The 17279-nt window shown below is 73.0% G+C and carries 16 protein-coding genes; 8 read left to right on the plus strand and 8 right to left on the minus strand.

The genetic code is table 11. The features are described 5' to 3' along the window. The first annotated feature begins 512 nt into the window (after window positions 1-512). From GC722_RS17765 to GC722_RS10510, 4 genes are all read left to right on the plus strand, one after another. Complete coding sequence (locus GC722_RS17765; protein ID WP_197429989.1) at window positions 513-713, plus strand: hypothetical protein; 201 nt, start codon at window positions 513-515, stop codon at window positions 711-713. 107 nt (window positions 714-820) lie between these two features. After that, window positions 821-1921 carry a DNA polymerase domain-containing protein gene (locus tag GC722_RS10500; protein ID WP_156609993.1) on the plus strand — a complete coding sequence of 367 codons (1101 nt, stop codon included), beginning with the start codon at window positions 821-823 and terminating at the stop codon, window positions 1919-1921. A gap of 396 nt (window positions 1922-2317) precedes the next feature. Next, the gene (gene sppA / locus GC722_RS10505) at window positions 2318-4060 is read left to right on the plus strand and encodes a signal peptide peptidase SppA (protein ID WP_156609994.1); all 1743 of its coding nucleotides are present in this window, start codon (window positions 2318-2320) and stop codon (window positions 4058-4060) included. Between the two features lie 179 nt (window positions 4061-4239). Then, entirely contained in the window at window positions 4240-5613 is a 1374-nt protein-coding gene (locus GC722_RS10510) for a right-handed parallel beta-helix repeat-containing protein (RefSeq protein ID WP_197429990.1), read from the plus strand. Between the two features lie 50 nt (window positions 5614-5663). Here the strand turns inward: GC722_RS10510 and GC722_RS10515 are convergent, their stop codons facing one another. The 4 genes from GC722_RS10515 to GC722_RS10530 are packed head-to-tail and all read right to left on the minus strand — an operon-like array spanning window position 5664 to window position 9434. Beyond that, window positions 5664-6215, minus strand: coding sequence for a hemerythrin domain-containing protein (locus tag GC722_RS10515; protein WP_156609996.1), 552 nt, complete (start codon window positions 6213-6215; stop codon window positions 5664-5666). Between the two features lie 51 nt (window positions 6216-6266). Further along, on the minus strand, window positions 6267-7025 hold the full coding sequence (locus tag GC722_RS10520; protein ID WP_156609997.1) for a decaprenylphospho-beta-D-erythro-pentofuranosid-2-ulose 2-reductase: 759 nt from the start codon (window positions 7023-7025) through the stop codon (window positions 6267-6269). A 34-nt stretch (window positions 7026-7059) separates the two neighbouring features. Continuing rightward, window positions 7060-8457: an FAD-binding oxidoreductase gene (locus GC722_RS10525; RefSeq protein WP_331714680.1), complete on the minus strand. Its 1398-nt coding sequence runs from the start codon at window positions 8455-8457 to the stop codon at window positions 7060-7062. Between the two features lie 14 nt (window positions 8458-8471). Further along, window positions 8472-9434, minus strand: coding sequence for a decaprenyl-phosphate phosphoribosyltransferase (locus tag GC722_RS10530; RefSeq protein WP_156609999.1), 963 nt, complete (start codon window positions 9432-9434; stop codon window positions 8472-8474). Between the two features lie 31 nt (window positions 9435-9465). On the opposite strand from GC722_RS10530, the gene GC722_RS10535 reads away from it, so the two are divergent. Continuing rightward, window positions 9466-9882, plus strand: coding sequence for a hypothetical protein (locus GC722_RS10535; RefSeq protein WP_156610000.1), 417 nt, complete (start codon window positions 9466-9468; stop codon window positions 9880-9882). A 140-nt stretch (window positions 9883-10022) separates the two neighbouring features. Here the strand turns inward: GC722_RS10535 and GC722_RS10540 are convergent, their stop codons facing one another. After that, window positions 10023-11189: a nucleotide sugar dehydrogenase gene (locus GC722_RS10540; protein ID WP_156610001.1), complete on the minus strand. Its 1167-nt coding sequence runs from the start codon at window positions 11187-11189 to the stop codon at window positions 10023-10025. Between the two features lie 93 nt (window positions 11190-11282). On the opposite strand from GC722_RS10540, the gene GC722_RS18980 reads away from it, so the two are divergent. Next, a complete protein-coding gene (locus GC722_RS18980; RefSeq protein ID WP_269449827.1) occupies window positions 11283-11414 on the plus strand; it encodes a hypothetical protein in 132 nt (43 codons plus the stop codon). Window positions 11415-11447: 33 nt separating this feature from the next. Here GC722_RS18980 and GC722_RS10545 read toward each other — a convergent pair whose 3' ends face one another. The 3 genes from GC722_RS10545 to GC722_RS10555 are packed head-to-tail and all read right to left on the minus strand — an operon-like array spanning window position 11448 to window position 13856. Continuing rightward, window positions 11448-12071 carry a Maf family protein gene (locus tag GC722_RS10545; RefSeq protein WP_156610002.1) on the minus strand — a complete coding sequence of 208 codons (624 nt, stop codon included), beginning with the start codon at window positions 12069-12071 and terminating at the stop codon, window positions 11448-11450. After that, on the minus strand, window positions 12062-12274 hold the full coding sequence (locus GC722_RS10550; protein ID WP_156610003.1) for an acyl-CoA carboxylase subunit epsilon: 213 nt from the start codon (window positions 12272-12274) through the stop codon (window positions 12062-12064). The genes GC722_RS10545 and GC722_RS10550 overlap by 10 nt, the downstream gene beginning before the upstream one ends. Before the next feature lie 10 nt (window positions 12275-12284). After that, complete coding sequence (locus tag GC722_RS10555) at window positions 12285-13856, minus strand: acyl-CoA carboxylase subunit beta (RefSeq protein ID WP_156610004.1); 1572 nt, start codon at window positions 13854-13856, stop codon at window positions 12285-12287. Window positions 13857-14134: 278 nt separating this feature from the next. Here GC722_RS10555 and GC722_RS10560 point away from each other — a divergent pair, with 278 nt between their 5' ends. Together GC722_RS10560 and GC722_RS10565 are read left to right on the plus strand one after the other, a co-directional pair. Further along, a complete protein-coding gene (locus GC722_RS10560; protein ID WP_331714681.1) occupies window positions 14135-15043 on the plus strand; it encodes a phytanoyl-CoA dioxygenase family protein in 909 nt (302 codons plus the stop codon). Between the two features lie 404 nt (window positions 15044-15447). Continuing rightward, on the plus strand, window positions 15448-17259 hold the full coding sequence (locus GC722_RS10565; protein ID WP_156610005.1) for an ABC transporter substrate-binding protein: 1812 nt from the start codon (window positions 15448-15450) through the stop codon (window positions 17257-17259). Window positions 17260-17279: the final 20 nt, after the last annotated feature.

The raw sequence follows: 17279 nt of genomic DNA on the forward strand, positions 1-17279 counted from the left end.
CGACGGCGACCCGGTGCTCGACGTGGACACCGAGGGGGTGGTCGACCTGTCCGACCCCTCGCTCGGGTTGTGCGTGGACGCCGCGGTGCTCGGTACGGCCGACTGCGGCCGCACCCCCGGTGAGGACGGGGACGGCGGGGACGACCCGCTGGTCGACCTCGTCACCGACCTCGAGGTCCAGCTGGGGGATCCCTCGGTGGAGCTCTGCGTGGGCGCGGCCCTGCTGGGTGACGCCTACCGCTGCCCGGATGCTGACCCGACCGACCCCACCGACCCGACGGACCCGACGGACCCGACGGACCCGACGGACCCNCGATCCGACGGACCCGACCGATCCGACCGATCCGACGGACCCGACGGACCCGACCGACCCGACCAACCCGATCAGCCCCGGTGACGGTGCCGACGGCGACGCCCCCGGCGACGGAACCGCCGGCGGTGGCGACGACGGCGCCGGGAACGGCAACCTCGGTGGGGGTGCGGTCGTCCCGACCGGCTCCGACGGGCCCGCCGTGACGGCCGTCGACGCCGGTCGCGGCCCGGCCGTCGCCGGCGTCACCGCGACGACCTCGGTGGCCGGCGGGAGCGGGGACGGACCCCAGCAGCTGGCGCGGACCGGCGCCGGTCTCGGGTCCTGGCCGCTGCTCGTCCTGGGTCTGCTGGCCAGCCTGGCCGGAGCCGGTGCCCTCCGGCGCGCCACCCGGCGTGGCTAGGCCCCGCTAGCCGGCGAGGGTCGGTGCCGGGTCCCCGAGCGGTGCCGGCCCTCGCCCCTGCCCGTCCGCCCACCCCCAGCGGGGCGGACGGGCACTAGCCTGAGTCCATGCCGACGACGCCCGCCGCGGAGGTCGAGGCCGGAGGTCGCAGCGTCCGGGTCACCAGCCCGGACCGCGTCATCTACCCGGCCACCGACCGCACGCCCGAGGTCACCAAGCTGATGGTCGCCGAGTACTTCGCCGCGGTGGAGGACGGGCTGATGCGGGCGCTGCGCCACCGCCCGACCGCGCTGGAGCGCTGGCCGTCCGGGGTGCTGCCGGGCATCAGGCTCGCCACCGGTCGCCCCGGCGAGAAGGCCGACGCGTTCTACCAGAAGCGGGTGCCCAAGGGAGCGCCGGACTACCTGGAGACCGCCCGGGTCACCTTCCCCTCCGGCCGGACCGCCGACGAGATCTGCCCGACCGAGGTGGCCGTGGCGGTGTGGTGCGCCCAGATGGGCACCGTCACCTTCCACCCGTGGCCGGTCCGCCGCGACGACGTCGACCACCCCGACGAGCTGCGGATCGACCTCGACCCGCAGCCCGGCACCGGCTTCGCCGACGCGGCCCGGGCGGCGGGGGTGGCGCGCGAGCTGCTGACCGAGGCGGGGCTGACCGGGTTCGTCAAGACGTCGGGGAACCGCGGCGTCCACATCTACGTGCGCATCGAGCCCCGCTGGGACTTCGTGGACGTCCGGCACGCCGCCATCGGCTTCGGCCGCGAGCTGGAGAAGCGGGACGAGGGCGTCACCACCGCCTGGTGGAAGGAGGAGCGGGGGGCCCGCATCTTCGTCGACTTCAACCAGAACTGCCGTGACCGCACCATCGCCTCGGCGTACTCGCTGCGCGCCGTCCCGGGGGCTCCGGTGTCCACCCCGCTGACCTGGGACGAGCTCGCCCGCACCACCGACCCGGCCGAGCACAACCTGTTCACCGTCCCCGAGCGGCTGGCCTCGGTCGGCGACCCGTGGGCCGGCATCGACGACACCGCCGGCTCCATCGAACCGCTGCTGCGCTGGTACGAGGAGTCCGGCCTCGGCGAGATGCCCTACCCGCCCGACCACCCCAAGATGCCCGGCGAGCCGCCGCGGGTGCAGCCCTCCAAGAAGGTGGCGGCCAACTGGGAGACCGACGAGGCTGGGGTCGAGCGGCGACGCGAGCGGTCGTGAGCGAGCGGCGTCGCGAGCGGTCGTGACCGAGCGCCGCCGTGACACGCCCCCACCCCGGACGGCTGTATGTCGTCCCGGTGACGCTCGGTGTGTCGCGGCGTGTCGCGGTGTCCGGGCGCGACGACGTACAGGTTCCCAGGGAACGGCGCTCCCGCGTCGGTGCTCCGGCAGGTCACGGCACGCCGGCGGGTCTCCGGGCCCGGCCCTGAGGACGTGTACGCGGTCCGAGCGCGACAGCGCGACACGCCGCGACACACCGGTCGAGACCGCGACGACATACACGCGTCCGGGGTGCGCGGGGGTGCGGGGTCGGACCCCCGGGTCTACCCGGACCGGACCCGGTGATCGCAGCACCGGCCCCGGGGACGGCCCCCTGCCGCGCCTACGCTGGCCGGCATGGACCTCGCCCGTGACCTGACCTCCCGACTGCACCGACGCAGCACCGCTCCCACCGTGCTGGAGCTGGACCTGAGCCGAGGCGTCCTCTCCGCGCCGCCGCGCTCGCCGGCGGTGGTGCTGCGGGCGATGCACATGCCGACGATGCGCGCCATCCGCGACGGCCTGCGCAGCGGTGCCCGCGACCCCAAGGTGGCCGGCCTGGTGGTGCACGTCGGCGACTGCCCGCTCACCGCCAGCCAGGTGGACGAGGTGGGCGCGATGATCGCCGAGTTCGGAGCCGCCAAGCCGACCCTCGCCCACACCGAGACCTTCGGCGAGCTGGCCAACGGGCTGCTCGGCTACCGGCTGGGCGCGCACGCCCAGCAGGTGTGGCTGCAGCCCACGGGTGGCATCGGCCTGAGCGGGGTCAGCCTGCAGGTGACGCTGCTGCGCGGCACCCTGGACAAGGTCGGCGTGGAGCCGGAGTTCGGCCAGCGCCACGAGTACAAGACCGCCGCCAACCAGTTCACCGCCCGGGAGGTCACCGAGGCCCAGCGGGAGATGATGCAGCGGCTGGCCGACTCCGTGCTGGAGCAGACCGTCGCCGTGGTGGCGGAGAAGCGCGGGCTCACCGAGGACGAGGTCCGCCGGGCCGTGGACGACACCCCGCTGAGCGCCGCGGTGGCCCTCGAGCGGCGGCTGGTGGACCACCTCGGCTACCGCGACGAGGTCTACAGCTGGCTGCGGGAGAGCTGGGGCAGCCCGGTCGACGGCAAGCCCGAGGTCGACCTGCACTACGTCCACCGCTACGAGCGCGAGCACGGCGGCCCCGCCCTGGTGAAGAACCTGCGCGACAAGCACCGCCCCTCCGTCGCCCTGGTCGGCGTCCAGGGCCCGATCGCCACCGGCGCCAGCAGCAACGGCGGCCTCAACGGCCCCTCCGCCGGCTCCGACACCGTCACCGCGCACCTGCGGGCGGCGGCCGCCGACGAGCACGTGCGGGCGGTCGTGCTGCGCGTGGACAGCCCCGGCGGCTCCTACGTCGCCAGCGACGCCATCCGCCGCGAGGTGCGCCAGCTCGTCGAGGGCGGCCGTCCGGTGGTGGCCTCGATGGGCGACCTCGCCGCCTCCGGCGGCTACTTCGTCAGCATGGGCGCCAGCGAGGTCGTCGCGAACCCGAGCACCCTGACCGGCTCCATCGGGGTGCTGGCCGGGAAGATGGTCACCGCCGGGCTGACCGACAAGCTCGGGCTGGTCCGGGCCGAGATGACCGCCGGCGCCCGCGCCGACATGTTCAGCACGCTGCGAGGCTTCGACGAGTCGGACTGGGCCGTGCTGGACGCCTGGCTGGACGACGTCTACGCCGACTTCACCGCCAAGGCCGCCGCCGACCGCGGCATGGACCTGGCGGCGCTGGAACCGCTGGCCCGGGGCCGGGTCTGGACCGGAGCCGACGCCGCCGAGCGCGGTCTGGTGGACCACCTGGGCGGGGTGTCGCTGGCGCTCGAGCGGGCCTGCGAGCTCGCCGGGCTCGACCGGGACGCCGTCGGCGTCCGGGCGGTGCCGGGGATGCCGCTGCTGGCCCAGCTGCGCCCCGCCCGCTCCAGCGAGTCCACCGGGCAGAACGGCGCCGACGCCCACGTGGGGGTCGCCTCGCTGCTGGCCGGGGGTCCGGAGGCCACGCTGACCCGGCTCGCCGGGCTGGTCGGGCTGCAGGTGCCCGGGGTGCTGGCGCTGCCCTGGCGGCTCACCCTCGGCTGAGCCGGGACCCGCGTCGCCCCTGTCCGAAAACGTCCGCTCCGGGCAGGGGCGCGTGGAGCCGGGGCTAGCGTGCCGGTGGCGGGCTGCGCCCGCCCCGTGGCGCCGCACCCCCGTAGCGCCACCACCCCGGCACAGAGGAGTGACGCGAGATGTTCCCACGTTCCCGGCAGGTCCCCCAGTTGAGGAGGTCGGCACTGGCGCTCGGCGCCCTGGCCGGTGCCGCCCTGCTCGCCGCCGCACCGGCGTCCGTCGCGACGGCGCAGCCGCCGGCGCACCCCCACGGCGCCCAGTACTTCGTGGCCCCCGACGGCGACGACCAGGCGTCGGGCGACCGTCGCCACCCGTGGGCCAGCCTCGCCCGCGCCCAGGAGGTCGTCGAGCCCGGTGACACCGTCTTCCTCCGCGGCGGCACCTACACCTTCGACGACGCCGTGCGCGACTGCACCAGCCAGACCGACCGCGTGGACGTCGTCGCGCTGACCAGGAGCGGCACCGCCGACCGCCCCATCCGCTACGCCGCCTACCGCGACGAGACCCCGGTGCTCGACTTCTCCGGGGTCCGCGACGACTGCCGCATCAAGGGGGTCGGCGTGACCGCGGACCACCTCGTGCTCGAGGGCCTGGAGATCACCGGGGTCCGGCAGAACAACACCCTCAACAACGAGTCGTGGGGGGTCTGGGTCGACGGCAGCCACAACCTGTTCGACGAGCTCGACATCCACCACATCATGGGCGCGGGGCTGTTCATCCAGGACGGCGCCGGCAACCTGGTCCGCAACTGCGACGCCCACGACAACTACGACCCGTTCTCGCGGACCGGTGCCGGGCAGAACGCCGACGGCTTCGGCTCCCACACCGACACCCCGACCGTCGAGGAGAACCGGTTCGAGGGCAGCCGGGCCTGGAACAACGCCGACGACGGGTTCGACTTCATCAACTCCGCCACCCCGGTGACCGTGCACCGCTCGTGGGCCTGGCACAACGGCTACGTCTACGGCACCGACGAGCTGGCGGCCTCGGGCAACGGCACCGGCTTCAAGCTGGGCGGCTACGGCGGGGACTACGAGGCCGGCGCCGTGGACATCACCATCTCGGCCTCGGTGGCCTTCGACAACACGCTGCGCGGCTTCTACGCCAACCACCACCCGGTGGGCCCGACGGTGGTGAACAACACCGCCTTCGACAACGGCGCGAACTACAACATGCGCGGCGTGGCCGAGGACGGCTCGGCCACCAGCGTGGGCACGCTGCGCAACAACGTGTCGTTCGGCGGGGGAGTGCTGGAGTACATGGACGGCGTCGACTCCTCGCACAACTCCTGGGACCTCGGCCTGGAGCTGACCGAGGAGGACTTCCTCGGCGTCTCGCACGAGGGCTGGGACGCCCCCCGGCAGCGCGACGGCGACCTGCCCGTCCTGCCGCTGCTGCGTCCGGCTCCCGGCAGCGCCGTGATCGACCGCGGGGTCGACGTGGGCCTCGACTTCCGTGGGCCCGCACCGGACCTGGGGGCCTTCGAGTACCACCCGCGCAGCCACGGGCAGCACGACCGGTGACGGGTTGAACCGGACCGCCGGCCCCCGCGAGGGAGCCGGCGGTCGCGGGCTCAGTCCTCGTCGTCGGCGGGCAGCAGGCCCTCCTCGTGGGCCCGGCCGACGATGGCGCGCACCTGCTCGGTGGAGCCGCAGCCCTGGTCCAGCAGCTCGTTGCGGCGGGCCAGCCAGTCCCGGCCGAGCTGGGCGCGCACGTCCTCGGCGACCTCCTCGCGGGCGGGGTTGAGGATGGTCTGCTCCTCCTCGCCGATGTGGTGGTTGAGGGCGGTGGCGAGCTTCTCCACCGCCTCGTCGAACTCCTCGCCGTGCACGTCGGCGACCTCGAGCAGCTCCAGCAGCGCCTCGTTGCCCTCGGCGTGCTCCTCCTCGCCGTGCTCGGCCTCGTGCTCGCCGATGGCGTGCTTGCGGCGCAGCTGCTGGTAGACCTTCTCCTCCTCGGCCTCGCCGTGGGCGATCAGCACCTCCGACAGCGCGGCGCGGGCGGCCTCGCGGTCGGCCTGGGAGTTGCGCAGCTCGCGCAGCAGGGTCTCGAAGAGGCGGTGGTCGTCGAGGATGACCTCGACCACGTCACCGGAGGTGGGGCGGGGGATCTGGTAGCTCGTCATGCCCCCACACCTATCACCTCGCACCGGGCCACGAGCTCGCCCGGACCGTGCTCAGATCGGCAGCCGGCGGAAGAGCACCCGCGGCACGTGGCGCAGCACGGTCATCACCCATCTGAAGGCGCCGGGCACCCAGATCAGCTCCTTGCCGGCCCGGGCGGCCGCCACGGCCTGCTCGGCGACCTGCTCGGGCGTCACCGACAGCGGAGCCGGGTCCATGCCCTCGGTCATCTTGGAGCGGACGAAGCCGGGACGGACCACCAGCACCTTCACCCCGTGCGGGGCCAGCGCCTCGCCGAGGCCGAGGTAGAAGCCGTCCATGCCGGCCTTGGTCGAGCCGTAGACGAAGTTGGACCGCCGCACCCGCTCCCCGGCCACCGAGGAGAGGGCGATGATCTGGCCGTGCCCCTGGCGGCTCATCGCCTGGCCGAGGAGGACGCCGGTGTGGACGGGGGCGGTGAAGTTGACCTCGGCCAGCTCGAGGGCGTGCTCGGCGTCCACCCAGGCGCGCTCGGCGTCGCCCAGGATGCCGAAGGCCACGACCGCCACGTCGATGTCGCCCTCGGCGAAGGCCTGCTCGACCGTGGCGGCGTGGGTCTCGGGCCGGCGGGCCTCGAAGTCGACCTCGCCGACCTCGAAACCCTCCCCGCGCAGCGTGGCCGCCACGCCGGTGCGGCGCTCGCCGGGCCGGGCGGCCAGCACCAGGCGGGGCCGGGGGGCACCGGAGGCGCCGTAGCGGCGGGCGACGGCCAGCGCGATGTCGGAGGTGCCGCCGAGCAGCAGCACGGACCGGGGGTTGCCGAGGGCGTCCATGTCGGTTCCTCTGGTTGTCGGGTCCGGACGGGCGTCAGAGCCCGAGCCGGCGGGACAGGTCGGAGCGGAAGACCCCGTCCGGGTCGACCTCGCGGCGCACCGCCAGGAACTCCTGCAGCCGCGGGTACATCCGCGCGAACGTGTCCGCGGTGAGCCGGGAGTCCTTGGCCAGGTAGTTGCGGCCGCCCTCCGACAGCACCAGCTCGTCGAGCTGGCGGCAGAGCCGGTCCAGGCCGTCGGTGATCGGCAGGTCGACGGTCAGCGTCCACCCCGGCATCGGGAACGACAGCAGCCCGAGGTTGCCGGGGCCGAACCGCTTGAGCACGTTGAGGCAGGAGACGTGGCCGGACTCCGCGATCATCACGACGGCCCGCCGGAAGGCGTCCTCGGCGCTGAACGGCACCACGAACTGGTACTGCAGGAAGCCGTGGGAGCCGTAGACCCGGTTCCACTCCGCCACGATGTCGAGGGGGTGGAAGAACTGGGTGATGTTCTGGATCTCACCGACCCGGTGCCGGGGCGCCTTGCGGTACCAGAACTCGCTGAACGCCTTGCCGGTGGCGCGGTTGACCAGGCCGTTGGGGAAGACGTCGGGGATGGTGCCGAACGCCGGCGCGGTGAACTTCAGCGGGTCGCGGCGCAGCTTCGCCGGCAGCTCGTCCAGCCGTGCCTTGTTGCCGCGGGTCAGCACGGCCCGGCCGAGGTGGCGGCCACGGGTGACGGCGTCGAACCAGGCGACGGAGTAGGTGTAGGCGTCGTCGCCGGTGCTCATCCGCTCCAGCAGGTCGTCGAGGTCGCGGGTGCGGTCGGTGTCGACGCTGAAGTAGGCGGACTCGACGCGCTGCAGGGCGATGGTGGCCCGCAGCACCAGACCGGTCAGCCCCATCCCGCCGACCGTGGCCCAGAACAGCCGGGCGGTCTCGCCCTCGGGGCGCAGCGTGCGGATCTCGCCGTCGGCGAGCAGCAGGTCCATGCTCAGCACGTGGTCGCCGAAGCTGCCCTGGGTGTGGTGGTTCTTGCCGTGGACGTCGGCCCCGATGGCCCCGCCGACGGTGACCTGGCGGGTGCCGGGCAGCACCGGGATCCACAGCCCGAGGGGCAGCGCCGCCTTCATCAGGGCGTCCAGGCTGACCCCGGCCTCCACCACGACGGTGGGGGGCTCGCCCTCGGCGTCCAGGGTGAGGATCCGGTTGAGCCGGGTGAAGTCGAGCGCGACGCCCCCGCCGTTCTGCGCGGCGTCGCCGTAGCTGCGGCCGAGCCCGCGGGCGATCACCCCGCGGGAGCCGGCGTGGCGGAGGGCGGCCACGGCGTCGGCCACGGAGTCCACCGCGGTCAGGTGCGCCCGGGTGCTGGCCGTGCGGCCCCAGCCGTGCAGCGGCACGGTCGCCGGCGTCTCCACCGCGGGGGAGGGCGGGATGGTCGCAGCGCTCACGGCGCCATCCTCCATCACCAGAACACCGCCAGCGCGATGAGCACGACCCAGATCAGCCCGAGCACCTGCAGCACCCGGTCGCGCAGCACGATGTCCTCCGGCTCGGCGGCCTGGCCCGTGTCGACCTCCATCGCGTACTGCAGCATGGCCAGCGTGAAGGGGGCGATGGACAGCGCCGCCCAGTTCAGCCCCCAGGGGCCGCCGGCGCCCTGCTCGAAGGCCCACAGGCTGTAGGAGACGACCACCATCACCGCGGCCAGCATCCAGGCGAAGCGCAGGTAGCTCTCGGAGTAGCGCTCCAGCGACTTGCGGGTGCCCGCCTCGACGCCGAGCGCGACCAGCTCGGAGTACCGCTTGCCGGCCACCATGAACAGCGAGCCGAAGGAGGCCACCAGCAGGAACCACTGGCTGAGCTCGATCGAGCTGGCGACCCCGCCGGCCACCGCGCGCAGCAGGAAGCCGGAGGCCACCATGGCCAGGTCGATGATCGGCAGGTGCTTGAGGAACAGCGAGTACAGCACCTGCAGCACCAGGTACAGCGCCACCGTCACCCCGAGCGGCACCGCCGTCCAGAACGCGATCGCGAAGCCGAGCGCCGCGCACACCCCGGCCAGCAGCCAGGCGGCGGGGACGCGCAGCTCACCCGCGGCGATCGGGCGGTAGCGCTTCTTGGGGTGCAGCCGGTCCTCGGCCACGTCGCGGATGTCGTTGACGAGGTAGACGCAGGCGCTGATCAGGCAGAACGCGACGAACGCCAGGGCGGCCCGGCCCAGCACCGCCGGCTCGAGCAGCTGCCCCGACGCCAGCGGGGCCGTGAAGACGAGCACGTTCTTGGTCCACTGCCGGGGACGCATGGCCCGCACGGCCGCCGGCAGGCGGTGCCGCGGCCCGGCCGGCACCGGCGCGGAGGGGTCGTCGGCTGCTGTCACGGGCGGGGCCGTGACCGGGACCGGGTGCTGCTGCGGCTCGGTGCTCATCGCCGGGCAGCCTACCCACTAGGCTGCCTCGGTGAGAGGTCGACGCCTGGCTGCCGGTGCCCTGCTGCTGGCGGTCCTCGCGACCGGCTGCTCGGCCTCCGAGCCCGCCCCGGCACCGGCTCCGACCCCCACCGCGACCGCCACCCCGGCCGGCGACGGTCGCTCCCTGCGCCAGCTGGGGCTCAGCCACGGCCCGGTCGACGCGATCACGCTGCCCGCCACCGTGACGGTGCTGGAGCGGGTCGACCAGGCCAACGTGGTCACCCTGGTGCTGGCGGCCGAGGACGGCGTCCCGACGGCCGAGCACCTGGTGGCGACGCTGCCCGCCGCCGGCTTCGAGGTCACCGCCAGCGTCCCGGGCTCGCTCACCTTCACCGGTCAGGGCTGGGAGGGCGCCTTCACCACCAGTCCCGAGGTGTCGGGGTTCACGCTGCGTCGGACCACCTGAGCAGCGCTCAGGCCCGCACCACCTGAGCAGGGATCACCTCGGACGACCTGAGCCGCGCTCAGGCCGGGATCGGATGAGCGGGCGCCTGCGCCTTCCGCCGCGACCCCTTCCGCATCCGACGGCGGTGCGGGGCGGGCAGGTCAGTCGCGGCCGAAGATGTCGCGGGTGTAGACCTTCTCGGCCACGGCGTCGAGGGCGGGGTGGCGCCGGTTGGCGACGATGACGTCGGAGCGCGCCAAGAAGTCCTCCAGGTCGGTCACGACCTCCGAGCCCAGGAAGGTCGGCTCCTCCAGCGCCGGCTCGTGCACGACGACCTCGATGCCGTGGTCCTTCAGCCGCTGCATGATGCCCTGCACCGAGGAGGAGCGGAAGTTGTCGGACACGGTCTTCATGATCAGCCGGTACACCCCCACGACCGCGGGTGAGCGGCGCAGGATGTCCCCGACCACGAAGTCCATCCGGGTCTGGTTCGCCTCCACCACCGCGAGGATCAGGTTCTGCGGGACGTCCTGGTAGTTGGCCAGCAGCTGGCGGGTGTCCTTCGGCAGGCAGTAGCCGCCGTAGCCGAAGGAGGGGTTGTTGTAGTGGGAGCCGATCCGCGGGTCCATCCCGACGCCGGTGATGATCTGGCGGGTGTCAAGACCGTGGGCGGCGGCGAAGGAGTCCAGCTCGTTGAAGTAGGCGACCCGCAGCGCGAGGTAGGTGTTGGCGAAGAGCTTGATCGCCTCGGCCTCGGTCGAGCCGGTCAGCAGCACCGGGACGTCCTTGTCGACCGCGCCCTCCAGCAGCAGGTCGGCGAACTCCTTGCCGCGCGGGGAGGTCTCACCCACCACGATCCGTGACGGGTGCAGGATGTCGTGCAGCGCGCGCCCCTCGCGGAGGAACTCCGGGGAGAACATGATCGTCGCCTCGGGGTGCTCGGCCTGCACTCGCGCGGTGAAGCCCACCGGCACCGTCGACTTGATCACCACCACCGCGCCGGGCTCGATGGCCAGCACGTCGGCGAGCACCGCCTCCACCGAGGAGGTGTCGAAGTAGTTGGTGTCGGGGTCGTAGTCGGTGGGGGTGGCGATCAGCACGTAGTCCGCACCGCGGTAGGCCGTCTCCTTGTCGGTGGTGGCCACCAGGGAGAGCTCCCGGGTGGCCAGGTGCTCTGCCAGCTCGGGCTCGGCGATCGGGGACCGCCGCTCGTTGATCAGCTCGACCTTGGCGGGGTTGATGTCGAGGGCGATCACGTCGTGGTGCTGGGCCAGCACGGCGGCGTTGGACAGGCCGACGTAGCCGGTCCCGGCGACGGCGATCTTCATGGACTCTTCTCCGGGCTCGGCAGGTGGGGCGGCTCTGGTCATGCTAGGGCCGCGTCGTCGGCGCCGCTGGGAACCGGCCGACTCGAGCGGCTCGTGAACCAGGCCGACGTGGTCACCCTGGTGCTGGCGGCTGAGGACGGCGTCCCGACGGCCGAGCGCCTGGTGGGGACGCTGCCCGCCGCCGGCTTCGAGGTGTCGGGGTTCACGCTGCGCCGGACCACCTGAGCAGCGCTCAGGCCCGGACGACCTGAGCAGGGCTCAGGCCCGCAGCGCCCACAGGCTGGTCCAGGAGAAGCCCAGCGCGGCGAGCTCGGTGCGCAGCAGCGGCAGCGAGATGCCGACCACGTTGTGCGGGTCGCCCTCGATCTCGCGCACGAACGCCCCGCCCAGACCGTCCAGGGTGAAGGCGCCGGCGACCTGCAGCGGCTCCCCGGTGGCCACGTAGGCGTCGATCTCGTCGTCGTCGAGGTCGGCGAAGGAGACCCGGGTCGACGCGGTCGCCGTCCGAACCTGCGTGCCGGCCCGCAGCGCGTGCCCGGTGTGCAGCACGCCGCTGCGTCCCCGCATCGCCTGCCAGCGGCGGCGCGCCACCTCGGCGTCGTGGGGCTTGCCGTAGGCGGTGCCGTCGACCTCGAGCACCGAGTCGCAGCCGACCACCACGGTGTCCTCGGCCAGCCCGTCGGGGGCCAGCAGCTCGGCCACGGCCGCGGCCTTGAGCCCCGCCAGCACCGCCGCGAGCTCGGCGGGGGAGCCGGCCTCGACCCCGGACTCGTCCACGCCGGACACCACCACCTCCGGGTGCACGCCGGCCGAGCGCAGGGTGGCCAGCCGGGCCGGTGACTGGGAGGCCAGCACCAGCCGGCCCACCGGCCTCAGCGCCATGCCGAGGCCTGCCAGGCGCCGGGGCCGGGGACCAGCGGGCGGCGGTGCCGGCGCGCGGGGGCGGCCCAGGCCGACGGCCGTGCCGGCGGAGGCGGCGGTGCGGGCGCGCGCGACTGCAGCACGACGACCACGGCCGCCAGCTCCTCCGCGGTCGGGTCCCCGGCGACCACCTCGATGGCGGGGGCGGGCGCGGTGTCGCTCATGACGTCCTCCTCACAGCGGGATGTTGCCGTGCTTCTTCGGCGGCAGCGACTCGCGCTTGGTCCGCAGCATCCGCAGCAGCCGGGTGATCTCGCGGCGGGTCTCGTGGGGGGCGATCACCTGGTCGACGTAGCCCCGCTCGGCGGCGACGTAGGGGTTGGCCAGCTCGTCGTCGTACTCCTGCACGAGCTCGGCCCGGCGGGTCTCGGGGTCGGGGTGCTCGGCGAGGTGCTTGCGGTGCAGGATGTTGACCGCTCCCTGCGCGCCCATCACCGCGATCTGCGCCGTCGGCCAGGCCAGGTTGATGTCGGCGCCGAGGTGCTTGGAGCCCATCACGTCGTAGGCGCCGCCGTAGGCCTTGCGGGTGATCAGCGTGACCAGCGGCACGGTCGCCTCGGCGTAGGCGTAGAGCAGCTTGGCGCCACGGCGGATGATCCCGTTCCACTCCTGGTCGGTGCCCGGCAGGAACCCGGGCACGTCGACCAGGGTCAGCACCGGGATGTTGAAGGCGTCGCAGAAGCGGACGAAGCGGGCGGCCTTCTCGGACGCGTCGATGTCCAGGCAGCCGGCGAAGTGCATCGGCTGGTTGGCCACCACCCCGATGCTGTGGCCGTCGATGCGGCCGAAGCCCACCACGATGTTGGGGGCGAACAGCGACTGCACCTCGGTGAACTCGCCGTCGTCCAGCACGCGGGTGATCACCTCGTGCATGTCGTAGGGCTGGTTCGGGGAGTCGGGGATCAGCGCGTCCAGCTCGCGGTCCACCTCGGAGACGGCCAGGTCGTTGGGCTCGTCGAACGAGGGCGGGTTCTCCAGGTTGTTCTGCGGCAGGAACGACAGCAGCTCGCGGACGTAGGCGATGGCGTCCGCCTCGTCGCTGGCCAGGTAGTGGGCGTTGCCCGACCTGGTGTTGTGGGTGCGTCCGCCGCCGAGCTCCTCCATCGTCACCACCTCGCCGGTGACGGTCTTGATCACGTCGGGGCCGGTGATGAACATCTGCGAGGTCTTGTCGACCATCACCACGAAGTCGGTCAGCGCGGGGGAGTAGACGTGGCCGCCTGCGGCCGCGCCCATGATCAGCGAGATCTGCGGGATGACGCCGGAGGCGTGGACGTTGCGGCGGAAGATCTCGGCGTACAGCCCGAGCGAGACCACGCCCTCCTGGATGCGGGCGCCGCCGCCCTCGTTCATCCCGATCAGCGGGCAGCCGGTCTTCATGGCGAAGTCGATGACCTTGCAGATCTTCTCGCCGTACACCTCGCCGAGGCTGCCGCCGAAGACGGTGACGTCCTGGCTGAAGACCGCCACCGGACGTCCGTCCACGGTGCCCACACCGGTCACCACGCCGTCGCCGTAGGGGCGCCGCTTCTCCAGCCCGAAGGCGGTCGAGCGGTGCCGGGCGAACTCGTCGAGCTCCACGAAGGAGTCCTCGTCCAGCAGCAGCTCGACCCGCTCGCGGGCGGTCATCTTCCCCTTGGCGTGCTGCTTCTCCACCGCGGCGGCCGAGCCGGCGTGCACGGCCTGCTCGATGCGCTCCTCCAGGTCCGCGAGCTTGCCGGCGGTGGTGTGGATGTCAGGAGTCATGAGGGCGACCCTAGGGTATCGGCGCCCCGCCGACCGACCCGAGCCATCCTGCGACGAGCGCCCATCCGCGCGGACCCGGCGTGCACTCCGGACGCCTCCCGTCGGCCCTCCGCGGAGCGCCGCGGTGCGGTCGGTCGGGCGGTGGGCATTGGCGTGCGGCGTCGGAGTGGGCAGATTGGTGACCAGCACCCGCGCCGTCCACGACCGCCGTCCCGCGCCCGCCGTCCCACGACCGCCATCCCCACGACCGCCATCCCCACGACCAGGAGCACACCGCCGTGACCCCGACCTCGCCGACCATCGCGACCGCCGCCGACCCCCTCACGCCCTTCGCCACCAGCAGTCCCGGGCTGGTCGAGCACTACGGCAGGCACGGCTTCGTCGTGCTCGAGCACGCCCTCGGCCCGGAGGAGGTGGCGGCCGTCAACGAGGACGCCGTCCGGCTGTGCCGGGGGGACCTCGGGCAGGTCGCCGGCGCCGCGCCGGAGGCGGCGGGCGGCGACGACGACGAGGTGCTGCGTCGGTTCCTGTGCATCCACCACCCGCACAAGCTGTCCCCGGCGGCCGCCCGCGCGCTGCACGCCCGCAGGGTCGTCGACGTCCTCACCGCGGTCATCGGCCCCGACGTCAAGGCGATGCAGTCGATGCTGTTCATCAAGTCCGAGGGCAGGCCGGGCCAGGCCTGGCACCAGGACGAGTACTTCATCCCCACCCGGGACCGGTCGCTGACCGCGGTGTGGATCGCCCTCGACGACGCCACCGTCGAGAACGGCTGCCTGTGGGTGCTGCCGGGCTCGCACCGGCGCGGTGTCCTCTACCCCGCCCGGGAGCAGGACGACCCGCGTTTCGACTGCACCACCGAGGCGTTCGACTTCCCCTACCGCGACGAGGACGCCGTCCCCGTCGAGATCCCGGCCGGGAGCGCGGTGGTCTTCAACGGCTACCTGCTGCACCGCTCGCTGCAGAACTCGGGCAGGCGCGGCTACCGGCGGGCGCTGGCCAACCACTACATGAGCGCCCGGTCGCTGCTGCCGTGGCGGCCACCCGCCGCCTCGGAGCACATGGCGATCGCGGACTACCGCGACATCGTCATGGTCGCCGGTGAGGACCCCTACGCCTACAAGGGTGTGGAGGACCTCGCCAGGGCCCACTCCCGCCCCGACAAGGACGGCGGCTGCGACCGCTGACGCCCGCCCGGCCCCTGCCCGGGGCGGGGCGAGCAGCCCAGGCTGCAAGTCGGTCACGGAACCGGCGAGGTCGTTGACATCGCCCCGGTTCGGTGGTTCCGTGTGGCCAGCCCGTGACGGGGAGGTCAGGGAGCCGGGGGACACGTGGTCCCGCTGGCGCCGGTCCTGGCCGCGCCGGGGCGGGTCCCAGGACGGCTACGGATCAACGGAGATTCGATGACCACATCCTCCCTGGGTGCACCGACGCACCCGCGGCTGGCTGCTCACGCGCTGTCCTGCGCTCGCACGGGTCCCCATCTCCCTGCCCCGCTCCGAGGGTGCTGCGTCGGGGGACGCCACCACAACCGGCACCGCTTCCGCCCGACGGCCGGTCCGGCCGCGGCCCACCAGGAGGACACAGGCAGATGAGCGATCTCAGCACCGACCAGGAGCGCGGCGGGGGACAGGAGGTCCCCGGCGGGGTCTTCCGCTCCAGCCGGCGTCGTTTTCTCAGCGTGGCCGGTCTCACGGCCAGCGCGCTCGCGGTGGGGGTGGGCGGCAGCGCCTGCGGCACCGCGCAGACCGGCGGCGGCCCGACCGGTCGCACCGGGCCGTCCGGCGACACCTTCTTCGTCGCCGGCTTCCAGTGGGGCGCGCCGACCAGCTTCAACCCGCTCAGCGCCTCACCGGCCTGGCCCACCGGCGGCGGGCAGAGCCAGCTGATCTACGAGTCGCTGCTGCGCTTCAACCTCATCGACGGCTCCCTGCACCCGGGTCTGGGCACCGAGCTGCAGGAGGACGGCAAGACCTTCACGGTGCCGCTGCAGGAGGGCACCACCTGGAGCGACGGCCAGCCGCTGACGGCCGAGGACGTCGTGTTCACCTTCGAGATCGCCCGCGACAACGCGCTGAGCTACTCCCCGATCTGGGAGTACGTGGAGTCGGTGGAGGCCGTCGACGAGCGCACCGTCGTCTTCACCGCCAAGGACGACCCCTTCAACCCCGGCCACATCCGTGCCTCGATCGCCAGCACCCTGATCCTGCCGCAGCACGTGTGGCAGGAGTACGCCGACGACGGCTCGCTGCTCAAGGAGACCAACCTGGAGCCCGTCGGCTCCGGCCCGTTCAAGCTGGACAAGTACGACCAGCAGCAGGTGGCCCTTGTCCGCCACGACGGCTACTGGGGGACGGCGGTGTTCGGCACCCCGCCGATGACCGCGATCAACCACCCGATCTTCAAGTCCAACCAGGACGGCGACCTGAAGCTGGCCAGCGGCGAGATCGACGCCAGCCAGCAGTTCACCTCCCAGATCTGGAAGATGTGGGAGGACCAGGGCCGCCCGGTCGGCACCTGGCTCAAGGAGGCCCCCTACTACCTGCCCGGCAACATCCCGCTGCTGATCTTCAACACCACCAAGAAGGGTCTGGACAACCCCGAGGTGCGCCGGGCCATCGCCTACTCCATCGACTTCCCCAACATCGCCGCCACCGCGATGTCGAGCTACTCCGACACGGCCCGGGCCTCGCTGGTGCTGCCCACCGGGTTCGAGGCCACCTTCCACGACCAGGCGGCCGTGGAGGCCGAGGGCTGGAGCTACGACCCGGAGAAGACGCGCAGCATCCTCGAGGACGACCTGGGCGCCGAGAAGGACTCCGACGGCATCTACGTGCTGCCCGACGGCACCAAGCTGGGCGGCTGGAAGGTCATCTGCCCCAGCGGCTGGACCGACTGGAACACCGCGCTGGAGATCGTGGCCAAGAGCGCCATCGCCGCCGGCATCGGGATCGAGACCGAGTTCCCGCAGGCGCCGCAGGTGACCCAGGCGCAGCAGAACGGCGACTTCGACATGGTCATGAACACCTACTCCGGTGTCTCCCCGGCCAGCCCCTGGATCCGCTTCCGCGACGCGCTGGACCGCCGCGGCGTGCCCGACATCGGCGAGCAGGCCTACCGCAACTTCGGCCGCTACGAGAACGAGGAGGTCGCCGCCCTGCTCGACGCCGCGGGCGCCGCCACCGACGAGGCCGAGGCCGCGGCCGCCTACGCCCAGCTGGACGCCATCGTGCGCGCCGACGTCCCGGTGGTGCCGCTGATGTACCGCCCGCTGGAGTTCTACGAGTTCAACTCCTCGACCTGGACCAACTTCCCGACCAGCGAGAACCCGTACGCCCCGCCGATGTGGCAGGGCGCCGGGATCCAGTGGCTGTTCAAGCTGAGCAAGACCACCGAGGCCTGAGCGAGCCGGTCCGTCCCAGG

Source organism: Auraticoccus cholistanensis (assembly GCF_009742705.1).
Taxonomy (GTDB): Bacteria; Actinomycetota; Actinomycetes; order Propionibacteriales; family Propionibacteriaceae; genus Auraticoccus; species Auraticoccus cholistanensis.